Below are 24,263 nucleotides of genomic sequence, written 5' to 3' on the forward strand. Positions count from 1 at the left end.
GCGGAATCTCTACCAAGAGATGGATATGATCTGGCATCATATGACCTTCAATAATTTCTACACCTTTCCATTTACACAAATCTTTAATTATTTTTTGAATATCCGCTCTCAATTCATAATAAATTATTTTTCTTCTATACTTTGGTGTAAATACGATATGATACTTGCATACCCATTTTGTGTGTGCTAAACTGTTTGCCATAAAAGCATCGTCCTTTCTTATGTAAAATATTTAGGCTTGAACACCCTTATTTTACAACAAGGACGATGCTTTTTGCTTAAGCTTTAATCTCACCCGCAGAGCGGGCGGTTGTTAAAGGCTGCTTTGCAGCCTTCAGCACTAAAGTAATAATGGAAAAAACGCATCACGCAGATATTTTGCGTAATGCGCTTTGCTTGTAACTACATGATTTGGTTTTCTTATTTTTTTGTCAATACAGGTATACTTCCATTGTTGCTCACCGTGTATCCGAAAGTATCAGCAAGATCTCTGATTTTGATATAGTTTGTGCCATCTTTCAAGATTCTATCCACGAAGTATTCCTTTCCATTAACAATTATCTTTGATTTTTCAACCATTTCTGTATCCTCCTGACCAGAATAATCAATATCTATTAATTTTAGCCAATGGGTAAAGTTGGTGTTACGCAGCTTATTGATACGACAGCCATATGCACTGCCGTCCTCAGCGATATACTCACCATTTCCGATATAGATGCCAATATGACCTTTTCTCCATACGGCAACGCCAATAGGTGCGTTGGCAATGGTTGCAATGGGCTGTACTTCCAAAGCTGTATCATGGTAATTCTGGGAATTACGTGCAATGCCCGTTGCCCAGCTGATAAGCCCAGAACAATCACAGCAAACTTTCCCAATTTTTTGCTTATCGCTATCCCAAACCAAATTCCCATAGGCTTTTTTTAGGCTATTATAAATGGCTTCTGTCATGACTTTGCCTTTCATTCCGTATACATAGGGCACACCCAATTTGCTTTTGGCAAATGCCACCAATTCTTGTCCAGTCATTTCCATCTCCTCCTTTCCCCCATAATATGAAAAAAACAGGGATTGTGTCCCTGTTTTTCTGTTGTTTCCAGTATTCTTTTTTGATTAGTACTTCTGTATATCTTTTGTTGTAAGAAGCTAATAAAGAAAAATTTAAATTTCAACGAATTTATGATATACACCTAAAAGTTTCTCTGTGATTTCCTGATCTACGTGCATATGACCAAAATACCATTTCTGGAACTTCGGCTGATGTTCCATACTTTGGTACCATTCATTCAAAATTAGTGGAAATTGGTAATCATCATCTAGGCTTTTTTGTCTGCGAATAGAACTTCTGACAAAGAGCGGCGGCTCATGGGTAATGATGTATTCAATCTGGTCTGCAAATTGATACAACACCTTTTGACCATGTTCTATTTCTTCGGCAGTTGGTTCTTCTTCTTTCCACCAACTTACACCTTCTGTTCGTCTGTCCTTATCTACAGAACGGGCACCGCCAAATACAAAAAATTTCTTTTCGTAAATATCGTATATTTCTCCTCGCATGAGATGCAGAACACGTTCCCCTACACGATGTACATTGCCGCCATTCCATGTTTCTACGGGGAATTCATTCAGGAGCGCATGATTTTCATGATTGCCATCTACAAAAGCAATTGTGCCAGGAAACACTTGCTGTAAGCTTTCCATATCGTACACATAATCTTTGTCCCAAACATATCCGGCATCCCCTGCAATGATCATAATATCAGACGGATGCAATGTTTCTTTTTCTGCAAGCCAAAACAGTGGCACGAAGGTTCTATGTTTATCACCAGTAATAAAAATTCTTCCACTCATTTTTCAATATTCACCACATTTATTTTTTATAATAATAAATACCATTTCGTTCTTCTCTCAAAATTATACCTGATAAATACAAGTATTGTAAATGTGAAATTGCTTCTCCTGTTGCAAACCATTTTTGTGGTGCAGGAAAGCTTTCCCAATCTTTGCACATGATTTCCCATGTCATATGCTGAGCGACCATATATGCCGTTTTCCATTCATCTGTCAAAATGTTTTTTACTTCTGCCAATCTTGCTTCATGATGTTGGAAAAGTTCTTGAATACGGGTATGGACATCCTGAATCATGGTGCCATGGGAAGTTAAAACGACATCCACATCCAATGCATCAATTTTTTTCAGACTGCTTAAATAATCCTGCAAAGGATTTTCAACACCTAATTCGATGCAGATATTGGGCGTAATGGTACCAAGAACATGGTCCCCACAGAACAGAACTTTCTTTTCTGCGTCATAAAGGCACATATGCCCTGGTGTATGCCCTGGTGTCAAAATCGGCCGGAAATGGTAACCGCCATATTCCAGTACATCACCTTCGTCTACATACGTGAAGTTTACTTTTTCTGTATTACAATATTTTCTGCCGGGATGGATATCTGTATTCCTGCCGAACTGTGCTTTGGGAAATCCGAACTTAATGAAAAGGTCATCCAGCATCCGCCAATACAGATTGCCAGATTCAAAATTGATCATTTCCCCCTCTGTTTCCCCTGCTAGTATTTTGCATCCAGATTTTGCAAACTTGGAAATCAAACCACAGTGATCTGAATGAAGATGAGAAATGAATACATCATATTCTTCAATACCCAATTCTGTAACTGCATTTTTCAATGCTTCTTCACATTCAGGTCTGTTAAATCCTGTATCAATCATAAGATTTTTTTCTCCTAAAATGAAGTAGACATTGATTTCTCTTAAAGGATTATTGGGTAAAGGCACAACTTGTTTGTAAATATTTTTTGCTACTTCTGTAAGCATTTCTTATCCATCCTTTCTGCATTGTTTGGATTGTATCACTATTTATGCTATTTTTTTTAATTAACCATGCGAAATATTAATGCAATATTATTGAAAAATCCCTATGTTTTTGGTATAATTACATAGAAAATGTATGTAACCATTGTGGAAAGGGGCGATAAATTTGTCAGAAAAAAACAAATATTACTCCATCGGAAAGGTGTCCTCCATATGCGATGTACCCATTAAAACTTTGCGTTACTATGACCAGATTGGTCTGCTTGTTCCACAATATCGCAAGGAAGACAGCCATTACCGGTATTACGAACATACCCAGCTTCTTACACTTCATATCATTCGCAAACTACGTCTGTTGGGCGTTTCTTTAAAAGATATCCAACGGATCATCCAGAACTGTGATAATGCTGCAATGGAACAATGCGTTGTTTCCAGAATGCATGAAATCTCTAAACACATCCAAGAACTGCAGGACCAGCTTGCCATTGGCGAAGTATTGCTCCAACGCCTGAACACAGGAAATGTATTTTTGCAAAACAAAAATCAAGATTCGGAAAGTACCATTCGAATTGAAAAAATCCCTTTATATCACGTTATCTCTACCAGACGAATCAAACTGGATTATCAAAATTCGGATGTCTCCATTGACCGTTGGTCTGAACTGATTGAGCTTGCCAAAAAATATCATCTAAAAACTATGGGTTCTATTATTTTAACATATCATAACGAACCTTTGGAACAGTTTTATAACAAAGATTGTGATTTAGAATCCTGTATTCAGGTACCAGAACCAAAAGATGGACCAGAATTCAAACAATTCGGTGGTTTTTTAGCTGCGACAACCATTCATATCGGCAAAAACGAAGATATCATACAAACCCATGTAAAAGCTATTAAATGGATCAAACAACAGGGCTATGTCATCAACGGTCCAATCTCCGAAGAGTACATTGTTTCGCCTATTGATGTTTCTGAAGTAGAAAACCATATTACCAAAGTAATCATTCCCATTAAGCGTGTATAATCTTATCATTCCTCCTGTCATAAGCAAGAGGAATTTTTAGTTTGAAGTAAATTACGGATAAATATAGAAATATCCTACTTAAAAAAGCAGGATATTTTCTATTTTCTTTATTCACTTATACAATCAGTTACTGGAACATCTTCCGATTTCTTTGAAAAAAACAGGTAAACACACGCCATTACAATCGCACATACTGGTACCCATGCCAATTTCCATTCTGCAAAAGGCAGTTTCAGATAAAGATTTACAAACCAATCCAGATTCAAATTCAGCAGGTTATTATATGTATAAATGCCATCCAGAACACCGAAAAAGACGCTTACGATGATCCCCCACTTGCATACGGCCAAGTGTCTTTTATTCTGACAATCCGGCATTAATACATAATACAGTACCAGGATAATTGCGCCGGGATAAACTGCATCTTGAATAGGTGCAACGTATGTTAAGATGTTTGTCAGCCCAATTGCCCCTATGATTGCACTGAAAATACATACGATCGCGATAGATTTTTTATATTTTAATTTTTTATTGGATGCGTCTTCACAAAATTCTGCGGTAGCAGCACTGATACCAATTGCAGTTGTCAAAGATGCAAATACAAGACCGATGGAAAAAATTGCTCCGCCAATTGTTCCCAACAATTCAAATGCTACTTGTGTATAGAGTGTAACATACTGCAGTTCAATTGTTCCGCCTGTATTTGCCCCAACAATCATATGCCCCAAATGTGTCAGTGAAAGCAATCCAATTCCTACAATCCCTACTCGGATAATATTTTTATTCATTCGTTCGTCTGTTACACCATGACCTTTCAGGTTGTTCAATACAACAATCCCAAAAGTCAGTGCGCACAACAATTCTGAAGTTGCATACCCCTGTGTGAATCCATAAGCAAGTGCAGGTGTCTCATAAGTTTTCGGCTGCCACTCGCCCAACGGAGTCATCAAGCCCTTTCCGATGATCGCAACAACAATCAAAATCAATACAGGAAACAGGAATTTACTAACCTTATCCATCATGTCACTACGTCCCGCCAAGAACCAATATGTAAGAGCGTAATAAAAAGCAGAAAATAAGATAATCGGAATAGAACTGTCTGGTGCAAAACCAGTTGCCTGACAGATCGCATCCCAGGAAGATGCACTCATACGAGGAATGGTATACAAAGGACCCATGATGATAATAGTAACGCTTGTAAATATCGGACCAAATTTAGGCATTGCCCGTTTAGCCAAACCGAAGTATGTGCCCTGTCCTCTTGCCAGTGCTACATAAGCCAGCAAAGGCAAAAACAAAGATGTAATAAAAGCACCGATAAAAGCAATAAAAACCGAGCTGCCACTTTCTTTGCCCCATGTCATGGGCCAAACCATACTGGATGCACCAAAGTGCATGGAATACAAGGCACCACCCATCATCAAAAGCGCGGGTACTGATAAATCACCTTTCTTCATCCTCATACTACTTCTCCTCCTTTCAAATCAAGATAGATGGCATCATCCTCCATTCTTTGTTCTACCATTCTTATATATCTTTTATCGACAACACCATCTATCTTCCTTACAAAACCACTTTATCTCAAATGATTTCTTTTACATATAGTTCATCAATTTCCTGTTTTGTCATTCCCAACAGACTGCTATAAACCAATTCATTGTCTTCACCAAGAAGAGGAGCACCTTTTTGCACTTTATCTTCTTCTCCATGAATCTTAATAGGTGTACCTGGAATTCGGATTTCTGTATCCATTCCTTTCTGGTAAACATTCCACAGCATATTGCGAGACTGCAGCTGTGGATGTTCTGCTGCTTCTGGAATGGTCAGAATAACACCAAAGGGAATTGCAAGCTTGGTAATGATCTCTTCTAGTTCTTTGATGGTCTTTGTTTGTGTCCATTCTTCAATGATGGGTTTCAAGGAAGTCAGATAATTTTCACATCTGGCAAGATTTGTTTTGTAAAGAGGGTTTTCAATCAGATCATTTCTACCCATAGCACTGCACAGACCTGCAAACATCTTATCTGTGCCACATCCCATTACAAATTCGCCATCTTTTGCGCGGAAGGAGTCAAAAGGAGCAATGCTAGGATCCTGGTTGCCTGCACGATGTGGTGTTTTGCCAGCAATGGTATACTCTACAACGAAATTCTCCATAACAGAGAACAATGTATCTACCATGGCAACATCCACTCGCCTGCCGACGCCTGTTTTTTCTCTTTCATACAAAGCCATCAAAATGCCCATGCACAAATAAGCGCCGGAGTAGTTATCAGCAATAGAAGGACCAATTTTGCAGGGAGGACCATCCGCAAAACCTGTTACACTCATCATGCCGCTCATTGCCTGTGCTACGATATCATAACACGGTCTAGATGCCAGAGGACCTTCCAATCCAAATCCACTAATAGATCCGTAAATGATACGAGGATTAATTTCTTTCAGTACATCATAGGAAAATCCCAGTTTTTCCAATACACCTACTTTGTAGTTTTCGCAAACAACATCTGCTGTTTTTACAAGTTCACGAAAAATCTTTTTGCCCTCTTCGGAAGCCAAATTCAAAGTGATGCCTTTTTTATTTCGATTGATATATGCATAATAACCGCTGTAATCATTTTTCATGGGACCCCAGCCTCTTGTCTGGTCACCGCTGCCAGGACGTTCAATTTTGATTACTTCTGCACCATGATCCGCTAAATTCATTGTGCAAAATGGTCCGCTATAAGCCTGTGTCAAGTCTAAGACGCGAATTCCTTCCAATGGTCTATTCATACTTTCACCTCTTTACTGATTTTTGAGAATAGAAAATCCCAAAACGAATTTTCGTTATGGGATTTTCATATGAACCGTACAATATGCAAAGTTTATAAAATGTGCAGACTGCACACCTGTAGTTAGGACAGATTATTCACCAGGATGTTTTCTGTCTTTGAAAGAAGATTCCTGAGGACCTCTCTGATCTTTTTTCGCAATATACAGGCTGCCGATACCTCTGCCGCACAGAATAGGAGGTTCACATGCTGTTGCCGCTGTTTCAGGTGTTGCTACGCCAGAAAGGTCAGCATCTGTTCTGTCCAGCTGTGTTGCCACTTTCCATGCTTCAAATCTGCATGTGTAGGACTGGTTGCCCACTTTTTCAATCCAGCCATGGTATTCCATAAAGTCACCAACATATACGGGTGCCAGGAATTCTACTTTTTCATAGCCCAGGAACAGGCTGATGTCACCATCTACATAAACCATCAGTTCTGTACCAACGTCGCCCCACTGTTCAACGATTCTTGCACCGTTTACCAGACCGCCAACATAATGTGCATCTTTTGCGCTCATCATCAGATGATGTACTACTTTTTTACCTACCATAATAATTTTCCTCCTTTTATTTATCCAATTTGCTCATATGATCATTATTTAGAAATAGATAATTACTCGCCGGGGTGTTTTCTGTCTTTGAAAGAAGATTCCTGAGGACCTCTCTGATCTTTCTTCGCAATATACAGGCTGCCAGTTGCTCTGCCGCACAGTACGGGAGGTTCACATGCTGTTGCTGCTGTTTCGGGTGTTGCTACGCCAGAAAGGTCAGCATCTGTTCTATCCAGCTGTGTTGCCACTTTCCATGCTTCAAACTTACATGTATAGGACTGGTTGCCTACTTTTTCGATCCAGCCATGGTATTCCATAAAGTCACCAACATATACAGGTGCCAGGAATTCAATGTTTTCATAACCCAGGAACAGGCTGATGTCGCCGTCTACATAGACCATCAGTTCTGTACCAACGTCGCCCCACTGATCCACAATTCTTGCACCATTTACCAGACCGCCAACATAATGTGCATCTTTTGCGCTCATCATCAGATGATGTACAACCTTTTTACCTACCATATTAAATTCCTCCTTCTGTTATATGTATTTTTGTTTGGTTTATTTTATGGTTATACTGTACGGCATACCGTAAATGGAATGTCAATATCTGCTTTTTATATTTTTTCAGAAATTGCAAAAACGCATAGACCGAAGTTTCTACTTACTGGAGGGTTTCTTTTTCCTTGATTTTCCGCCTTATTTTACTGTTGCAGGAGAAATTTTCGCAAAAATCTATTGATTTTATGGAGAGTTTTTTACTTCTTTATGGTCAGATAATTACCCTTTTTTGTTAGTAATAAGGCAATTTTTTTATGCTTTAACCCATGTTTACCATATATGAAAAAAAGATAACGCTTTTCAATTAGAGAAACGTTATCTTTTTTGTTTTACAATATTTCTATTTCAGTTAGAAAGCAAAAATATATGAGCCATTTCATGTATTTCGGGCATCCTAGTTGAATATATACACCAAAGGCAAAACTTTGTTCTATATGGATAAATGGATTTTTGCCTTTTCCATACAAAGTTTATTGCCTTTTTATGTTTTGTCCCTTAGTTCTCATTTTTAATCCCTACAAATTCGAAGTGATTATTCTTTCGGCGCTTTCAATATCATTCATTCCTATTTCTCCATCATAGTTTTGGCTTTCCCAGATGATCTCAAATTCTGCTTTTTCCATCGAGTGGGCATAAAACTCCTCCCCTCAGACATGGGCATTCAATTCTTCCACAGTGGGAATAGGTACGATTTCAATAACGCCGTCATAGAGAACCGTAATATTGTGCGTATGTCCATCTGCAAAAATATCAATGGAGCGAAGTGCAAGACGTTCATTTTCTGTATCAACTTCATAAAGAATGATAGATGGTTCTCCCAATGGTGCATCCTTCCAAAATAATTTGATATACTCCATTTTGATTCAATTCCTCCATAATTTTACAAATTTTCATTAATTCACAAGCATCTGGGAATACTCATGACCACCAGAAAGGATCTCTTCCAGTTTCCTTGCGATTTCTTCTACAATAACATGACAAGGGTTTTCCTCCCCTTCGATTTCTAATCCCTGCAATTCCATACAATGCAGTGTTCCAAATACTTCCAGTACATGTCCTGTCAAGTCATAAATCATTCGATAACCTTCGATATTGTCTGCATCTGTTTCGCCATCTTTTGCAGTCATCAAGCCAATGATTCCAACGGCTACCGTAAAGGCGCCACAACAGGACTGTTCTGTCTGCATACCGATCCCCATCACAGAGAACATTCTGCGGGTTTCTTCACTTAAATGCAGATGATAGTATTCATTACACGCTTTGAACATTGCTTCCGCACAGCTTAAATTTGTACCAATATGATATTGATTGACTAATTCATATAATTTCATTTTTCTCATACTGCCCCCAATCACACAACAATATTTTCAGTCATTATTTCATATTTCTTAGAGAAACCAAGACACCATACTAACTACAATTAATACAATCCCCAGCAGAAAGAAAATGAATCGCCTAGAGCCACGACTATAACGGTGAGAATCAGGTTTGCCTGTGGGATCGCAGAGCCAATTCCAATTCAAAATTGTACCAATCAGGAGCACGATACCAACAGCCAGCGTGAGAGGGTTCCAATGCTCCTGTAAAAAAGCAGTTATCTGTTCGCTATTCATTTAGGCTTCCTCCTCTCCTCACCCCTGTATGTCAGCAGATATGGGACCTTTTTTCAGTGTGGCTTCTACAATCACTACATGACCCCAGAACATATCGTCATCCTCATACCAAGCAGTAAAACGACCGCCTGGAGAAACAGCAAATTCTGTTAAAATCAAACGCTTTCCAAACTCATCCTCTGTAATAGGGTCTTTTTCAGGATTACGGTCCGTTTGATTGTTGTCTGCCAGCCAGTCATTGGCAAGGATTGTAAGCTTTTGAGCTGCAAAATCTCGCAAAGATTTATCCCAAATCTGCTGATCCTCTATGAGTTTCTTCATCACATTTCGGACGCGTGTCCAAGATGCTTTCTTTTCCATATCAACATCCAGAGAAATGTGGATTTCTTTTCCCATCCACTGACAGGTTCCAGTGAAAAAACTCATTTCCTTATCTAAAGTCAGCGTTCCCAACAGCTCATCTTCCATCACAACAGGTTTAATGTACCCTGCCCAGATTTCTTCCAAAGCCGAACACGGAGCGTTCTCCTCTACGATTTCGGTGACATACCACTGTGTTTCACTAAGTGCTGTGCCTTTCCATCCTCGAACCTTGATCCGATAAATCTCCCCTTTTGCAAATCGTTTGGAATACTCACCTGCTTCTCTCTCTTTCTCCGTCAATGGCCAATTCAGGCAGCAACGATCAGAAATTACTTGACCAGTCTGTACGTCAGCCATAGCTAGAGCATAGGTATGAGCTGTCCAGAAATGATCCATAAATGTTTTATCTGCACTGGTACCACTTTGAATCAGTACCAGCTTTTCCTCATCTTCTGCATGATAGAGGGAAATAAAGTCCTTCACTGTTCTTTTTTTCATATCGTTCCCCCCTTTAGTGAAAGATCTGTTCATATATATCGCCAATGTGCAGGAGCTGTTTTGACGACTTTTCTGTTGCCGCTATCTGAATCTTTTTACCAAATCGTCCATAAGCATATCCTGGATATACGCATCTGCGTATTCCAGAAGTTCTACGTCCTTATCGTTTTTATCAGATAATAACGCACCTTTACGCCGTTTTTCTTTGGCAAACGCATATATATCACCTCTCAGGTCTGCTGATGCTGCATGGAAACCACTTTGCAATCCGTACAAACTTCAATATAAAGTGTCCCTTCCGTTCCTTCCATAATGGTATCCCATTGGATTTGAGCCAAATATTTCATAGGTTTTCCGCACACAGGACAAGTTGTATATTCCCAGTCCTGTACCCAATTCGCAAAACCACCAACGGTATTGACATCCTCACAGAAAGCTCCATAAAACAAAGGAACCGGATTTTTTGCCAGCACAAATGGATTTTCTGCCATAGATTTATAATCTTCCGGTCTCATGTAGCATTCCATTTCCTCTTCGTCATCATAAAGTTTGGAAGGAAAAACTTCTGTACCACCATCTAAAGTAAAACGATTATAGGCAGGACCATCCAAAAATCCGACACAGTTTGGACAGCAAGTAGCAGTCAAAACTCCATCTAAGCCTAAAAACTTCAATCGCTCATCTTTGCCATCCAGAACAAAAATGTCCACCATTTTCCCACCGCAGTGAGGGCAAGTATCTTCTCGTAAACGACCGATTTTGACGGGTGTTTCTTCATTGGCAGTCCCCTTTACCATGGGATAACAAGTATCAAAATTGAGGTGAATGCGATGACCCTCTTTATCAAAAGTCCACCCGCCACACTGGGCATAAATGGATGGATCAACATATAGACGCTTTCTCCATGGACGAGGATTACGTTCCAGTTCCAGCAGTGTTTGCAGTGCCTGATCATCCCCCTGCATGGCAAGGCAGCTCATCAGATTAGCTGCTTCATTGGCATCTTTTGTCTCCAATAGTACGGATTTCAGTCCATCTCTCACATCTTCTGGCGCATGGTAGTAGATCTCGCAAGGATAGAATACTTTTGCTTCCAAAGCTGCTTTCTGGATTTCTGGCGTAATGGCATCCAAATAGCTGAGCAACTTCCAAAAATCTGTGAAGGCTGGCTCTTGATAATCTTCCAATCCTTTTATATTCTCCATCAGTTTTTCTCGCTTTTGCGCAATCTGTTCCGGTGACCATGCAAGCACATCCTGACGTTCTTTTTCCATTTGACATTTCCAGCACAAACCTTCATAACCTAATGAGGTTCCACAACTAGGACAACGATATTTCAAACTCATATTCCTCGCTCCTTTCAATCAATACAAAAAAGCCCTGCATCCATACTGTCAGAAGGACAGCATAATGCAAGGCGCGAAAAAAGCCGGAGAAAAATCATATTCTTTATCAGATACAATTTCTTTCCATGCCATCACTAAGTGATTCTTTGCCTTTCGATGATACTCGTGCTTTAGCTTCATACGATGTTACCTCATTAAAAATAGTGTAAACCTCTTTCTTTTTTCTTATGATTTTTAACAAATATGCACAAAATCAATTTATAGAAATTATAAAAGAAAACCTTCGAAATTACAAGCAAATCACTGTGATAAAATACCGTAATTCTAATATTTTAAATACGACAAAAAGTGAATGTCTTGTAATACTCTAATGAGATTCAAAAAATTCTAGTCACAATCATGTGTATTCTTAATATCGATTTAACTACGATCAACCAAACTGCAAGCGGAAGCTATATAAACAGTTTTCTCAGCGGCAGTATTTTCAATACACTATAGAAACAACAAAAAAATGCATAGTAACATTCCCTTCCAAGTACTAGGTTACATTTCCTATAAATCGAGTAATCATCGCATCAATTTATAGAGATGGCAACTTTTTTCTTGACAATCCCAGTTAGAAATCATATATCTTTCTGCTGTTCCATCCGAAGCATGATCATATCCGCTTGGTTTTGGCTCTGTATTTGGTACATTACTGCCAAACCCAATCACACACCATAATAAAAATAACAGCACAAAAAAACAAGCCGCCATCAATATTCCTGATAGAATATTGATACAGTCATATTTACGTTCCCTTCTGACAAATATAACAATGCCACATCCTATAAAAAGAACCAATACACCTATGGTGCATGCAGAACAAAATAACAGATCTAAAAAAATGCCGTGTGTCATACAATCCTCTCCTAACAACAAAATACATTTCTTGTTTTATCTTAAGTAACGAACAAGAAATGCATTTTTAGACACTACGTGTTTATTTTTCAATCTGTCAATTTTATAGTGTACCAAATTTAAAGTCACATTGATCAGCCAAAATATTGATTTGTATATACTTTTGGGGAAAAGTTTTTATAACAATAAAAAGATGCCATTTGAATGGCATCTCTTATTTTATATTGCTATTAACTTTCCGGTTCAAACAATTTATCCACTGTAGTCTGCAATTCTTTTGAAAGTTTAAAAGCCAAAGAAAGTGTAGGATCATATTTATTGTTTTCTATTGCATTGATTGTTTGCCTTGAAACACCGCATTTCTTTGCCAATTCATCTTGGGAGAATCCGAGTTCCTTCCTTCTATGTTTGATGATGTTTTTCATGTTATCCGCCATACCTTTTCTTATAATATAAAAGTGTCAAAAAATATGTCATAGCAATTACACTTAGTTCAATAAATGGATTGTTACGCATAGCTTCTGCTTGCAAAACTGCTGTTATGACATCTAATACAAGTCCAAGCACTGTTATAAGAAGTGTAAAAAAACTTGCTTTCCATACCATTAGCTTTCTTCTTTCATCGCCAGTCTTTAACAGAGAAACAATCATCATAAAATCTATGAAAATTAGAGCAATAAGAAAAATTCCAAATACGATCAAAAAAAGTGTAGTTGTTCTCATAAATTCGCTCCCCTCTTCAATTAAAAATGTAAAATACTTTTTACATTTTTATCATAACAAATATATATTAAATGTCAAGAGTTTTTTACATTTTAAAGATAATAGAGAGAATACGTATCGCTAATTTATATCTTATCTATTTTTCTTCCACACTCTCTGCAGCTTTTACCATTTCTTCCTTTGAAAGGGCTGCCGATATACTGAATATGGTTGTTCTATCCTCCGAATACCATACAATCACACTATTATCGTCTTTTGCTTCAGCTTCGTAGTAATCCCCTTTTCGTTCTCCTACCATGACCTCTTGGGCATTTTCATCTGTAACAAACAAACTGATGGCATCTGTGCCACTTGAGGACATAAAGGCTATTTGATTTCCCATATCATTTTGATAGATAGTAATGTTCATTCCTTCCGTTTGTGATGTTTCTTTTTCATAATAGCCTTCTGGAATATAAGTAAGAACATACGCCTTCTGTTGAGCAGAACCATCGCCTGTATAACGATATTCCATATAGCCCTTATATTGTCCCTTCAGCCAATATAAAAACGTAGCTCTTGCCTCTGTGTTAAACATCAAAAAGGAACTGCTTGCTACTACAAATATTGCGAACCAACAAGCTGCCTGTCTAAAGACTCTGTTTCTTTTCTTGCGTTTTGCTTTTTGCAGTACATTTTCCATGTTGTTTTCAAAAACCTCGGAAAATACATGACTGTATTCTTCTTGCGGCAGAAGTGAATCTGCAATGATGTTTCCAGCCTCTTTGGCTGCTTGTTTCAGCATTTCATCCGTTATCACAAGATTCCCTCCTTTTCACACAGCTCTTTTAGTTTTTTCTTTGCCCTTTGGTCTAACTTCGATGCTGCCACAAGAGATATATCAAATAAGGCAGCAATTTCCCGAACACTATACCCATGATAATACCGTAACAGTATCACTTCTCTGTATCTAGCAGGAAGGTTCAAAATGGACTTTGTAAGCAGATTGTCACCGTCATAAGTCACTTCAATACCATTTATTTCCTCCAAATATTCGTTTTGTTTGTGTCTGTTTTTCTTACGATATATGTCTATGGCTTTATGTTCAGCTATTGTAACGATATAACTGCGTGTTTTTGGACAGTCCAACGCGTCTATCTTTTCTATATTCTCTGCTATTTTTATAAATGCCATGTGCACAGCGTCTTCTGCATCCTGCTCGTTATGGAGAATTTTATTGGCTGTATAAAACATCAATGCTTTATATTTCAGATATATCTCCTCAAATTTTACTTTATCCTCTTCACTTTCTATCATTTGTAGATATATCATAGAAGAATCCTCCAGCATAATTGAAAATTAAAAATCAAATCTGTTCTTTATATTAAATGAATTAAAATAGAAAATCAAATATATTTGCTTATAACGCAAAACACATAAGAAAAGGCAGTCATAAAACTGCCTTTTCATCGTTTTATTTCATTCTATTCATTTTCCGCCTGTACTGCACTTTCATCTCCTGCAGAAGGATAACCACAACGTTTGTAAAGCTCTGCTGGAATATAGCTTACTGCAAGTTGATCCTCTTTGGAACATTCATTATACCAATTCAGCCAATCTAGAGTTTCTTTCGATAACTCAGAAGTTTTCAACGTATTGTCATGAAATTTTGCCACATCAGATTCATCTGAAATTGGTGGTTCTGAAGGATTTTTAACGAAATACCAGTGATCATCGGCAAAAATATAATAATCATTGATATTTAAATAAGAAAATACTTTCTCTCCGTGGTTTATATCAAATGTATAGCTTTCTCCACCAGCATAGACTTCGTTAGGCGCCCCTCCATCGGGAAAATCCATATACATCAAATCAAGACCAAGTGCCCAGTCTTTTACATCTGTGATTTCCTCCATACGTAACTGTTTTGAATCACCTGAAGAATAAACTGTGTATGTAATGTCTTTTGTATCTGCTGGAAATAGCATTGGTCCTATTCCGCATATCACCACTTTTTCACTATCGTTTTTGTAATTTACTGTCAGTACAGTAGCATTCTCCAATAGCCATACATCCTCCGATGAATCACTGTATGCAGGAACACCCCAGACCTCAGATAATTGTGTTCGTCTGTATCCCGACAATATTTTATTTACTTCGGCTTCATCCATTTGGGCAATAGACTGTAAATTAGGAAGATTATTATTACTTTTTCTATTATGATAACCATAACTCCAAGTCCAACCTGCCACCGCGATTACCGCCAATACAATTAGAATCCATATCTTTTGTGTTCCTTTATATTTTATCAATTTCAATCCCTCCAACCTTATTAGACAGGCAAATATTATGAACAACATAGACCTCTTTTATAATTGTAACGAACCAGATTTACTTTTTAAGACATCTCCGCATAAAAAATAGGAAATCTATAAAAGATTTCCTAAAATAGACAAGGCAGTTTATATTCATTTTGCGGTCAATTTGAGTTTTTTCTCTCTTTTATAAACTTCTCCATTTAAAAGCTTTACATTTATATCTCTTGAATGAAATTCTGTTTTTTCCTGATTAAAATTGTCATTCCTTCTTAAAATCGTATTGATTCTAGATATATATACTAATCTACGGCTAGAATATCTATATTATCCTCCTAATAAGCCTACCCGCTGTTAGATAGCAAATTTATAACTCGTTTTTATTACGCTTCTCCTCTTTGCTCCAGCAAATTAAACACTTCATCCATACCCATTTCAAACATAACACTGTCTTCCTTGATTGGTGCAAAATAATACGCTACTTTTTCTGCACCGAATTCTTCTTCTAACTGTTCCCACTGGGCAGAAGGATAAATACAAAATGCAAGAGTATCACTGCCAAGAGAACCCATAAACCAACGGATTTGATATTTTGGAGATACATATTCCTGTAAGCTTTTCAATGTGGTATCACGATCTGTATATTCTTCCGCATAGGGGATTGCTGTGGAAATACTGTTTTTTTCTAAAATAATATCTACGTCACGTTCTTTTTCAATTTCCACACAGGTAAACTTCACCTTATCTTCTTCTGATAGTTTTTCATTGATGTATTTAATGATAGATTCATCATATTCACGCCAATCTATCCAGATTAAAACATCGCTTTCCCAAAAGGTATCTAAATATTCTTGTGGTGACAGCAAAAAATCTCTGATTTCATCCATAATCATTTCCTCCTCCCATATTGTTGCAAACAATATCCAAGCTATTATAATTTCACAGTTCTATGTTGTCAGAACAACTGCGTTCTTATTGTACTGCTATTAAGTCATTTTTTCCTGTACTGCGAAAACAATAGAATTGTTTTGCCCTTTTCTCTTTTCAAATAAAACTCTTTTCTTAAAAGCAAAATGCAATACTATATAAATACATTGATTCATTTTATATGATTGCATTTTGTAACCAGCTTCCACTTTTTAAAACCACTTTATATTTTCGTTCTTAAAATGCGGTGTATTGCCATCTTTATAAGGATCATATCGATTTTCATTGCAGCCAAATTCTTTTAGGAAAGCAATCTTATTATCGGGTGTCCATTCAATCAGTGATATTCCATCAAAGGCTTCTGCCTGCCCACCATCCATTTGATTCTTAAAATACCATTCAACAATTGTCTGATTGTCTTTATGGAAAAACTGTTTGATATCCCACTGCAATACAGTTCCCCTCGTGTTCCATTCTTCAAACCAAAGTGCAATCTTCTGGACTCCATGATATTCTGGTCCCCAACTTTCAATGTAAATGGCATCACTTGAGAAGATATCGAATATACCAAGGTCTTTTTTTGCAAGCCACATTTCAAACCAAAGTCTGATGATTCTTTCTTTATTTTCCATCCTCAAAACCTTCCTTGATTATTTCAAATTCAATTTTTCGCCATATAACATCCATCATATATAACATCCAACCGTTTATTGATTGGAATTATATGTGACTAGTCAAAATCCATCCAGACCAAGTGCTTTCCGCAATGCAGGCATTGGAACAAATAGCACTGCAAATGACCGCCATTGACAGAATGCTCAATCATTTCTTTCTGCTCATCATCCCACATGGGGTCATCCAGTACTTCATCCATGACATCTAATGCCTGCAATTCCATAGCACCTACTCTGCCCAAATAAGCACAGAAGTCCCCGCAATGGGCACGCCAGTATTCCTGCTGCCAGCCACAATAACCAGGTGTACGATGAATGAGTTCGTCCAGTTTTTCGGCATCCTTCACACCATCATCCACGGAATAATCATCCTGAAAGCTGCCATCAAATTTTTCAGATGCTTTTCCACTGGCGATACAAGCTGGACACAGATAATCAATGTCATCCACAGCATAGAATGGTCCTTCATAATAAATGTGCGTTACCTTTCCACAGCAGTCACAGACAACTCCTTCCTCTGATATCTCAAATGCTCCAGTATTTAACGGATTGGGGTGGTATTTGAATGTTGGTATTCCCAGTTCTGCCAGCATTTCTTTTTCTTTCTGAATATCTTCTTCTGTTTTGGGTTTGGGAATTGCAAAATTGTTTCTCCAGTTTTCTGCATATTCTTTCATTTTTCCCAAGCGTTTTTTGATTTTGACATCTGAAAGATCACCAATACTGGATAATAAATCATAGGCATCTTTTTTATAGTTCAAAAGATCATATACATTTACCAGAACTTCTTTTGCAGCAATTGCTTCACTTTCTTCCAAACTTTCCTTGAAATCATAAAGAGCAGTCACACTGAAAGAATCGCCCTTTGATTGTTCAAACTGCTTTTTTAATGCGACATATTTTTCTTGATACTCATTCATACTTCCACCCCATTTCAAAGGAATCATTCTTCACAAACATCACAAAGCTTGTCCATAATATCAGAAATTTCTGTTGGTATACCTTCTTCCCATTGGGGATTTTCAATCCGTTCTCCTTCTAGAGCCAAAAACAATTCCTTTGGTATTTTTACTTTTGCTTCTTCTTCCTCGTACGCAGAAGTCCAATCATAATGATCACTATATTCATCGTTTGCAGGATCAAAAGCGTATTTTTGGTTTCTATAAAAACCAGAAAGGTAATTTTTTTCAATTGTTTGAATGATATCATAATCTTCCAATGCCCAAAAAGCTTCTGCTTCACATTCCTCTCTGTCAGCAAATTTCTTATAGAAACCAGGTTGCATATACCAATATAAAAGCAAAATCGTTCCTTTATCTGTATCTGGCTGATCTACAATCCATCGAATAACTTCTTTTGAATTATCAAAATTCCAGCACAATGCAAGCATTTGTCTTTCTTTGGGATTGTGTTTCTTCAGATAGTCAATCACCAGTTCCGTGCTTAATTCGTCAAATTCTTCTTCTGTAATTTCAATTTCATCCCAATCAAAGTCAGGGTCTAAAATATCATTGATATACAGCATATTTTCCTCTCCTTTCAATCCCACCAGAAATACCAAACCTTGGACTGTCGCAATACATCTGCCAATGAGCCTACCGTAGCATCTTCTGGTCCTTGATCCACTATATCTGGGCAGAAACCATATTGTTCCAAAGCCACTTCCATTGCACATTCTTTTGAAATAGCCGTCGAAAGGTCAAATTCCAGTACATCATGTGTCAGAACAGCAGGCACAGCTCCATACTGCTCAAACCAGTATTTCGCCACTGCCATAAGTTCTGGTGTATCTGGGCATTCATTCCAGTTTCCAAAAGGCAAGTATGCAAAGATTTCCCAAGGATGTTTTACTGGAATTTTAGCTAAAATCATAGGATATGTCATGTCTGTATCATATTCCCAGAAGCTGGAAAAACGATTATTTTCATATCCATTTTCCATTTTTCCTAGTATTTCTTCTTCCCAATCCATATCATCATCGTCAGCTTCTTCTTTTCGAAGTCCAATCATTTCCTCCAAAACTGCCTTTCCGTCTTTGATGGAGGTGGAGAGCATCTTCTTTCGATACTCCGTTACGGTTTTGAGGTCAAATTCGTAAAAGTCCGCATCATTCTCAGGGTCGGCATTCATCACCAGACACTCCAACAGCGTTTCGTCATCTGCCTTGATGAGCACCGGCACAAAGCCTTCGTGGACACTGTCTCGCTTGGCATAACTGTAAGCCGCCGTAATAGGGTCGTCATCTTTCATAGATGGGAAATAGGTACATTCACAGTCCAGATATTCCATGATTGCCTGAGCCACTTCAGAAGGCTCCAATGTAACCTCGTTGAAGTCCTGTCCTTGCCAGTTCATAAAGCGTTTCTCAATCACCTTTGCCATAGCTTGATAATATTCCTCATCAAAAGGAATGAACAGATATGCTTCATCTTGAATTTCATCGGAATAGTTACGTTCCTGGCCAATGATGCCAATAGCGTAGTTGTCGATATCACTTGGGAAATAAGGGCTGTCGCTTTCACCGTAGTAGTAGGAAGCAAAAGCCAATCCTGTTTGGTTGAACAGCGCTCCAAAAAGCTGCCCTTTCAGCTGGTCTCGGATAAAGCTGCGCAGGTCAGCATGGCTCAAATCCGCCATAAACAGCTGCACTTGCTCCCAGTACCTTTCCATAAATTCCGCACTCATCAGATCATGTTCCATACACCAACGCAGATAAATTGCCATATGGTTGTAGGCGTTGATTTCATCCACCGGCAGTTCTTTTTCCTCTATGGTTTCCAGATGCCAAATGGCATCGTCCATCTCATCAACGCCGTCGCCATCCTCTATATTGCCCAGCGAACCTCTTGTAATGGCATTTTGGCGTGAAGGATTCACCACAAAACTGATACCTTCCATCTTTTTCAGCAAGACATCTGCATCATATTCCATTTTGTACGCTGATTCTTCCTGATAAAGGGGAATCACCTGATAGAAATTGACTTCTTCTCCGTCTGGCAATATGCAGACTTCGCTACCTTGCTTCACGCTCTGAGGTCCCGTTAAAATAGCGGAACAGAGTTTTGTGTCCTCCGCAAAAGGTGATTGTTTGTCCATGGTGTGACCAAAACCCAGCCAAGTATCGTTCGCAATAGGCAAGCGAGCCAGCACTTTCAGCAGACCAATGGGCCAATACCATTTCTCATCCTTTATAGATTCCGCATCCAGTTTCCAATGCGTAGGGAGTGCAATTGCCAGCTCTGCTCGCTCCAGCTTGTATTCTGCAAGCTCCTCTGGAACATTCATTCGATGAGCCCCCATACCCATAGTAACCAGTGTGTAGTAATCTCGTTCTTCAGAAGGAGGAACAACACAGATATCCACATGTATGTCAGGTGAGACTAACTCATGGAACACATTTTCAAATTTACCGAAATACTGCTGGATATGATTTTCGATGACTTTCATCTCATCCTCAGTGTAGACTTCCGGTTCACTGAAGGATACGTCTTTATCTGCATTGTCCTCACCGTCGGCCTCTGGGTCGTTATCTGTTGATTTCCAGGAAATTTTCAGTGTCATCTGTTCTTCTGGCAAAGATACGCCTGGACTGCGGGTAATGGTGCGTTTATCCCCAGCAGAAAAACCAATGGTTTCTCCGTCGTGAAGTTCCACATCATTCTCCAGAACATAAGACACAAGGCTTGCCAGGAAGTCTCTCAAATTACTCGGTTCAGCATCAGTACCCAGCACTTCCATCTCATCCTTGCCGAATACATCCATTCCATAAGTGTAAGCGTTCGTACCATTTTCATCACGGTACAGACCAAACCAAATCCAGTTAAAGATTGGCAGTTCATCATTTTGCAGCATATCAGCAAAACCTTCATAGAAACGAGGTTCAAATACAACACCGCTGGTATAAACCCCTGTTGCGTATTTCTGACGGCAGCAAGCAGCTACCAGCTTGGTGAACAACTTACCTTTTTCCAGCAAATCTTCCTCTTTTCCCAAAACTGCTACCATAATATGGGCACAATGTTCTTTTGCTATCTTTACCGCATCCTCCCACATATAGTTGTTTTCCGCATTTATTTCCGCTTCGCCGTTGGGAATTGGATAAGTTCCAAGGCTGACAGCAGCAAGCATATCTCCCACTTCAAACACTAAGGCATCATCACTCTTATCCTCGCTTGCGTTATGTTCATCCACGGTGATGTTCCATTTTTCTTTCATATCTTGAATAAATTGCTGCTTGTCCCATTTTCCTTTGGACAAAAGGATAAATCCGGTAAAAACGCCTGTGGGGTCACTCTCGTCCTCCGATTCTGCCTCGGCACGATTGCCAATTTCGTTTTGGCATTCCTGTATTACCAAAGGTGCATCCGTATCTTCTGGATCTAATTCTGCCCAGCGCTGTGCATAAGGGATAGCTTTTTCTTCCTGTCCATAAAGATATTGATAAGCATAAGCCATACGCATATTCCATTCCGCTTTGTCTTGACCTTCTTCTCGAACAGATTCCAGCACATCAAGGGCACGCAGCAGAGCCTTGTCTCCCTTGTAATTTGGTGTTCCCTCATCGTGATCTCCGATGATAGCGTAGTTTTCCAGTGCCCGTGCCATGGCATAGGCAATGCGATAATCCCACCATTCCTCTGGAATGGCATTCAAAGCCTGAATGCAGCGAGTATACTCGTCCTCATCATTCCACTGCTCTAATTGCTGATAAAATGCTTCTGCATTTTCCGGTGTATAAGGGATATAATCCATTCCCGTCAATGTTTCTTCCAATTCTTCAACTCTCTCCTTGGAATCTAGATCATCATTTTCGGTCTGTTTCAGATACACAGTGGATGCCTCTCTGCGGAATGTATGGAAACTTGCCCAAGGCAAATCTGTATCCGCAAAAAATTCCTTTGCCATTTGCAGTGCAGTACGAATATCCCATGCAATAAAATCTACATAGCCGCAGTAAATACCTGTGGCGCCGCCAGTCAAAGTAAGCACTTCACTTCCTTCATCGGTGGTAAATACTCCCTCCAACTGATCTCGAAAATCAAAAATCTTCTGACTGCCTTCTTCCTCACGAAGTGTATCCAGTGGATAGCAGAAAAAGCCTGCCACTGCACCATCGGCGTGAAGATCGTCCATGTAATCGTTGTCATTGTTTAGATAACCATTGATGAGAGCTGCACAGCAAGTGGAGCCGGCAATGGTATCTAATCTCCAATCCGCCTCTGGATCTTCATTTGGTTCCATGCTGTATCCCATATAAGTTTCCAAATAGCTTTCTGGATCTTTAGAAAGGTCTAAGCCTTTTTCTTTCAGTATATTCGGCAGACGAGAAAGCAGTTCGGCAGGGTCCTCTTTTGGTTCCGTCAGTACATCAAAAGCTTCGATGTGTCGCATATGAGGAATTTCGCCCAATACCTGATCTGTCAGCGTGGTCAGCATCCACCATACACGACCTTCTTCTTCCGCAAGCATCGGCAGCAGTTTTTCGCAATAGGTCTCCAAAGCAAAACGATTTTCACTAATATCCTCTAACCAAATCTGCACATCCTCGCCGGAAATATACCACTCACCTGTACGCAGACCAATGTTTTCCACGCTCTGGCGTCCCACCAGAATATTCCAATGCTCCAATATCTCTTTTGGTGCGTGTTTCTGGAAATAAACCAATTCAAAAAGCTTTACTTTGTTGCCTTCTGGAGTTAGGATTAGTTCATGTTTTTCGCCGTTAAAACCCATCTCAAAAGAAATATCTTCAAAAGCAATATGTAAAATCTCCTCACATGTGGCAACGAGTTCTTCACCCCGTTCCTGATTTTTGTCTGTATCCATGATTTGGCGCAATTTTGCTTCCTGTTCCGCAAATTCCGCCCATGCTGCTTCTGTTCGTTCCCGAAAGTTTTTGGAAAATCGGGGCAAAGACAAACGGCGGCGGCAATCGTCGATATACTCCAGAGTGTCTTCATCTCCGGGACGGGCTTTCAAAGCTTTTTCAAAATAGCGCAGAGCGGGACCTTCTTGATCCAGATAATAATAAGCAGAAGCGATCCGATAGTTCCAGCAATGATCTTCCGCAAAATATGCCTCATGGGGCGCCAGGAGCTCCAGCGCTTTTTCAAAAGACTCCCGTTCTGCTGCATCCGCTCCTGCGATATATGCCCTTGCCAATTCACTATCCATTTCTGGTGTTCGTTCATCAGCAGGGATTTGTTCCAACGCATTTTTGATTTTCTGATATTCTCCATCTTCAAGCCACATTTGGCACATCTGCAATAAATCCATCTGTTCTCCCTCCCCACCTTGTGGCGCTTCCCAATCTGTTATCTGCTGAAATATACCATTTTCATCTCTTACGAAAGCAGAATTGTATGGTGCATTCAGCAGAGGAATGATATCAGGATTGCTATTACAAATGGAATGCAAAGTGTAAATACCCGCGTTATTTGGATCATCCATATAGGTATCACTTTCATCACCGGCAGTAAAACGCCAACCACTGTCCCAGTCACCATCTGGCTTTTCTCGGTAGCAGTAACCAACCTTACAGCCCTCCACTGTAATACGGTTAGTGGCAATGCATCCATTGGCTCCATCCCAGTCAGGGAGTAAATTCTTCATGTCCTCTGCCTTCACATAGTAGTTGCGATTGCGACCAGCAGACTCATAAAGTTCTTTCCGCAGTGCCTCCACATCTCGTGCCATTTCTTGAATCTCCTCGTCATCCATCATTTCATGAAGGTCATAGGACGGAGGATTTTGGGCAAAGTCCGCAAGAGTTCTGTCCATAGCGTTGTGTTCCTCTGGTGTAGCAGTGATACGGATGCAACGAGAAGGCGTATTGTACTCATCCAAATCTTGCAGGTTTACGCTGCCATTTACGCTACATTCCAAAAGGATAGCTGCCAGATCTGTGATGACATCAATGGCAAAATGAAAATCCATTTCCACACCGTTGGAATGGGTAAACTCCAGATATTCCACTGTTTGATGGAAATCCCAATTTTGCTTATCCATCCCAATCTTAGCAAAAATCTCACTGAGAGGGATTTCCTCTTTCTTTTGGTCTTCTAAAAACGCCACAAGATTCAGACTGTCGTCAGAACCTCCAATAAAGTTGCCCCAGTATTTGCTGATGTACATCTGCTGCA

General features: G+C 39.2%; 25 protein-coding genes. 1 reads left to right on the plus strand and 24 read right to left on the minus strand.

Translation table 11 applies throughout. From position 1 onward, the window contains the following. From tnpA to BUB35_RS08670, 4 genes are all read right to left on the minus strand, one after another. Positions 1 to 202 (minus strand): IS200/IS605 family transposase (tnpA, locus tag BUB35_RS08655; protein WP_143158964.1); only part of this gene is annotated, 202 nt, incomplete at its 3' end. Positions 203 to 420: 218 nt separating this feature from the next. Then, on the minus strand, positions 421 to 1,029 hold the full coding sequence (locus tag BUB35_RS08660; protein ID WP_072850893.1) for an NlpC/P60 family protein: 609 nt from the start codon (positions 1,027 to 1,029) through the stop codon (positions 421 to 423). 132 nt (positions 1,030 to 1,161) lie between these two features. Then, the gene (locus BUB35_RS08665) at positions 1,162 to 1,851 is read right to left on the minus strand and encodes a hypothetical protein (protein ID WP_072850895.1); all 690 of its coding nucleotides are present in this window, start codon (positions 1,849 to 1,851) and stop codon (positions 1,162 to 1,164) included. A 19-nt stretch (positions 1,852 to 1,870) separates the two neighbouring features. Continuing rightward, positions 1,871 to 2,836 (minus strand): MBL fold metallo-hydrolase, encoded by a 966-nt coding sequence (locus tag BUB35_RS08670; protein ID WP_072850897.1) that lies wholly within the window; start codon positions 2,834 to 2,836, stop codon positions 1,871 to 1,873. A gap of 163 nt (positions 2,837 to 2,999) precedes the next feature. On the opposite strand from BUB35_RS08670, the gene BUB35_RS08675 reads away from it, so the two are divergent. Next, the gene (locus tag BUB35_RS08675; protein ID WP_159432879.1) at positions 3,000 to 3,857 is read left to right on the plus strand and encodes a MerR family transcriptional regulator; all 858 of its coding nucleotides are present in this window, start codon (positions 3,000 to 3,002) and stop codon (positions 3,855 to 3,857) included. 107 nt (positions 3,858 to 3,964) lie between these two features. Here the strand turns inward: BUB35_RS08675 and BUB35_RS08680 are convergent, their stop codons facing one another. The 20 genes from BUB35_RS08680 to BUB35_RS08780 all read right to left on the minus strand — a co-directional run bounded on the left by BUB35_RS08680 (position 3,965) and on the right by BUB35_RS08780 (position 24,255). Continuing rightward, a complete protein-coding gene (locus BUB35_RS08680) occupies positions 3,965 to 5,320 on the minus strand; it encodes a branched-chain amino acid transport system II carrier protein (protein WP_072850899.1) in 1,356 nt (451 codons plus the stop codon). Between the two features lie 118 nt (positions 5,321 to 5,438). Then, positions 5,439 to 6,632, minus strand: coding sequence for a CaiB/BaiF CoA transferase family protein (locus BUB35_RS08685; protein WP_072850901.1), 1,194 nt, complete (start codon positions 6,630 to 6,632; stop codon positions 5,439 to 5,441). 132 nt (positions 6,633 to 6,764) lie between these two features. Then, the gene (locus tag BUB35_RS08690) at positions 6,765 to 7,223 is read right to left on the minus strand and encodes a hotdog fold domain-containing protein (protein WP_072850903.1); all 459 of its coding nucleotides are present in this window, start codon (positions 7,221 to 7,223) and stop codon (positions 6,765 to 6,767) included. A gap of 62 nt (positions 7,224 to 7,285) precedes the next feature. Further along, complete coding sequence (locus BUB35_RS08695; RefSeq protein WP_072850905.1) at positions 7,286 to 7,744, minus strand: hotdog fold domain-containing protein; 459 nt, start codon at positions 7,742 to 7,744, stop codon at positions 7,286 to 7,288. 686 nt (positions 7,745 to 8,430) lie between these two features. Further along, entirely contained in the window at positions 8,431 to 8,640 is a 210-nt protein-coding gene (locus BUB35_RS19585; protein ID WP_242949225.1) for a hypothetical protein, read from the minus strand. Between the two features lie 36 nt (positions 8,641 to 8,676). Beyond that, positions 8,677 to 9,123 (minus strand): C-GCAxxG-C-C family protein, encoded by a 447-nt coding sequence (locus tag BUB35_RS08705; protein WP_242949226.1) that lies wholly within the window; start codon positions 9,121 to 9,123, stop codon positions 8,677 to 8,679. 48 nt (positions 9,124 to 9,171) lie between these two features. Beyond that, entirely contained in the window at positions 9,172 to 9,396 is a 225-nt protein-coding gene (locus BUB35_RS08710) for a UbiA prenyltransferase family protein (protein WP_072850907.1), read from the minus strand. A gap of 18 nt (positions 9,397 to 9,414) precedes the next feature. Beyond that, on the minus strand, positions 9,415 to 10,257 hold the full coding sequence (locus tag BUB35_RS08715; protein WP_072850909.1) for a DUF2262 domain-containing protein: 843 nt from the start codon (positions 10,255 to 10,257) through the stop codon (positions 9,415 to 9,417). A gap of 230 nt (positions 10,258 to 10,487) precedes the next feature. Next, positions 10,488 to 11,603: a hypothetical protein gene (locus BUB35_RS08725; RefSeq protein ID WP_072850913.1), complete on the minus strand. Its 1,116-nt coding sequence runs from the start codon at positions 11,601 to 11,603 to the stop codon at positions 10,488 to 10,490. Between the two features lie 567 nt (positions 11,604 to 12,170). Beyond that, positions 12,171 to 12,503, minus strand: a complete 333-nt coding sequence (locus BUB35_RS08730; protein ID WP_072850915.1) for a hypothetical protein — start codon at positions 12,501 to 12,503, stop codon at positions 12,171 to 12,173. 230 nt (positions 12,504 to 12,733) lie between these two features. Further along, on the minus strand, positions 12,734 to 12,928 hold the full coding sequence (locus tag BUB35_RS08735; protein ID WP_193485412.1) for a helix-turn-helix transcriptional regulator: 195 nt from the start codon (positions 12,926 to 12,928) through the stop codon (positions 12,734 to 12,736). 1 nt (position 12,929) lies between these two features. Then, positions 12,930 to 13,226 carry a hypothetical protein gene (locus BUB35_RS08740; RefSeq protein ID WP_072850919.1) on the minus strand — a complete coding sequence of 99 codons (297 nt, stop codon included), beginning with the start codon at positions 13,224 to 13,226 and terminating at the stop codon, positions 12,930 to 12,932. 136 nt (positions 13,227 to 13,362) lie between these two features. Next, entirely contained in the window at positions 13,363 to 14,025 is a 663-nt protein-coding gene (locus BUB35_RS08745; protein ID WP_072850921.1) for a DUF4367 domain-containing protein, read from the minus strand. Continuing rightward, positions 14,022 to 14,537 carry an RNA polymerase sigma factor gene (locus BUB35_RS08750; RefSeq protein WP_072850923.1) on the minus strand — a complete coding sequence of 172 codons (516 nt, stop codon included), beginning with the start codon at positions 14,535 to 14,537 and terminating at the stop codon, positions 14,022 to 14,024. Before BUB35_RS08750 ends, BUB35_RS08745 begins: the two co-directional genes overlap by 4 nt. 152 nt (positions 14,538 to 14,689) lie before the next feature. Further along, positions 14,690 to 15,517 carry a hypothetical protein gene (locus BUB35_RS19240; RefSeq protein WP_200777587.1) on the minus strand — a complete coding sequence of 276 codons (828 nt, stop codon included), beginning with the start codon at positions 15,515 to 15,517 and terminating at the stop codon, positions 14,690 to 14,692. A gap of 386 nt (positions 15,518 to 15,903) precedes the next feature. Further along, positions 15,904 to 16,407, minus strand: a complete 504-nt coding sequence (locus tag BUB35_RS08760) for a glutathione reductase (protein WP_084730628.1) — start codon at positions 16,405 to 16,407, stop codon at positions 15,904 to 15,906. Positions 16,408 to 16,659: 252 nt separating this feature from the next. Then, positions 16,660 to 17,079: a nuclear transport factor 2 family protein gene (locus BUB35_RS08765; protein WP_072850929.1), complete on the minus strand. Its 420-nt coding sequence runs from the start codon at positions 17,077 to 17,079 to the stop codon at positions 16,660 to 16,662. A gap of 98 nt (positions 17,080 to 17,177) precedes the next feature. Continuing rightward, complete coding sequence (locus BUB35_RS08770) at positions 17,178 to 18,041, minus strand: CbrC family protein (RefSeq protein WP_072850931.1); 864 nt, start codon at positions 18,039 to 18,041, stop codon at positions 17,178 to 17,180. A gap of 23 nt (positions 18,042 to 18,064) precedes the next feature. Beyond that, positions 18,065 to 18,646, minus strand: a complete 582-nt coding sequence (locus BUB35_RS08775) for a DUF4274 domain-containing protein (protein WP_072850933.1) — start codon at positions 18,644 to 18,646, stop codon at positions 18,065 to 18,067. A 14-nt stretch (positions 18,647 to 18,660) separates the two neighbouring features. Next, on the minus strand, positions 18,661 to 24,255 hold the full coding sequence (locus tag BUB35_RS08780) for an immunity protein Imm33 domain-containing protein (RefSeq protein ID WP_072850935.1): 5,595 nt from the start codon (positions 24,253 to 24,255) through the stop codon (positions 18,661 to 18,663). Between the last annotated feature and the right edge of the window lie 8 nt (positions 24,256 to 24,263).

This window comes from Anaerotignum lactatifermentans DSM 14214 (genome assembly GCF_900142265.1).
Taxonomy (GTDB): domain Bacteria; phylum Bacillota; class Clostridia; order Lachnospirales; family Anaerotignaceae; genus Anaerotignum; species Anaerotignum lactatifermentans.

Coding starts and splice junctions, on each gene's coding strand:
- BUB35_RS08660 (WP_072850893.1), bottom strand. CDS start 1,029: ATGACTGGACAAGAATTGGTGGCATTTGCCAAAAGCAAATTGGGTGTG.
- BUB35_RS08665 (WP_072850895.1), bottom strand. CDS start 1,851: ATGAGTGGAAGAATTTTTATTACTGGTGATAAACATAGAACCTTCGTG.
- BUB35_RS08670 (WP_072850897.1), bottom strand. CDS start 2,836: ATGCTTACAGAAGTAGCAAAAAATATTTACAAACAAGTTGTGCCTTTA.
- BUB35_RS08680 (WP_072850899.1), bottom strand. CDS start 5,320: ATGAGGATGAAGAAAGGTGATTTATCAGTACCCGCGCTTTTGATGATG.
- BUB35_RS08685 (WP_072850901.1), bottom strand. CDS start 6,632: ATGAATAGACCATTGGAAGGAATTCGCGTCTTAGACTTGACACAGGCT.
- BUB35_RS08690 (WP_072850903.1), bottom strand. CDS start 7,223: ATGGTAGGTAAAAAAGTAGTACATCATCTGATGATGAGCGCAAAAGAT.
- BUB35_RS08695 (WP_072850905.1), bottom strand. CDS start 7,744: ATGGTAGGTAAAAAGGTTGTACATCATCTGATGATGAGCGCAAAAGAT.
- BUB35_RS19585 (WP_242949225.1), bottom strand. CDS start 8,640: ATGGAGTATATCAAATTATTTTGGAAGGATGCACCATTGGGAGAACCA.
- BUB35_RS08705 (WP_242949226.1), bottom strand. CDS start 9,123: ATGAGAAAAATGAAATTATATGAATTAGTCAATCAATATCATATTGGT.
- BUB35_RS08710 (WP_072850907.1), bottom strand. CDS start 9,396: ATGAATAGCGAACAGATAACTGCTTTTTTACAGGAGCATTGGAACCCT.
- BUB35_RS08715 (WP_072850909.1), bottom strand. CDS start 10,257: ATGAAAAAAAGAACAGTGAAGGACTTTATTTCCCTCTATCATGCAGAA.
- BUB35_RS08725 (WP_072850913.1), bottom strand. CDS start 11,603: ATGAGTTTGAAATATCGTTGTCCTAGTTGTGGAACCTCATTAGGTTAT.
- BUB35_RS08730 (WP_072850915.1), bottom strand. CDS start 12,503: ATGACACACGGCATTTTTTTAGATCTGTTATTTTGTTCTGCATGCACC.
- BUB35_RS08735 (WP_193485412.1), bottom strand. CDS start 12,928: ATGAAAAACATCATCAAACATAGAAGGAAGGAACTCGGATTCTCCCAA.
- BUB35_RS08740 (WP_072850919.1), bottom strand. CDS start 13,226: ATGAGAACAACTACACTTTTTTTGATCGTATTTGGAATTTTTCTTATT.
- BUB35_RS08750 (WP_072850923.1), bottom strand. CDS start 14,537: ATGATATATCTACAAATGATAGAAAGTGAAGAGGATAAAGTAAAATTT.
- BUB35_RS08760 (WP_084730628.1), bottom strand. CDS start 16,407: ATGGATGAAATCAGAGATTTTTTGCTGTCACCACAAGAATATTTAGAT.
- BUB35_RS08765 (WP_072850929.1), bottom strand. CDS start 17,079: ATGGAAAATAAAGAAAGAATCATCAGACTTTGGTTTGAAATGTGGCTT.
- BUB35_RS08770 (WP_072850931.1), bottom strand. CDS start 18,041: ATGAATGAGTATCAAGAAAAATATGTCGCATTAAAAAAGCAGTTTGAA.
- BUB35_RS08775 (WP_072850933.1), bottom strand. CDS start 18,646: ATGCTGTATATCAATGATATTTTAGACCCTGACTTTGATTGGGATGAA.
- BUB35_RS08780 (WP_072850935.1), bottom strand. CDS start 24,255: ATGTACATCAGCAAATACTGGGGCAACTTTATTGGAGGTTCTGACGAC.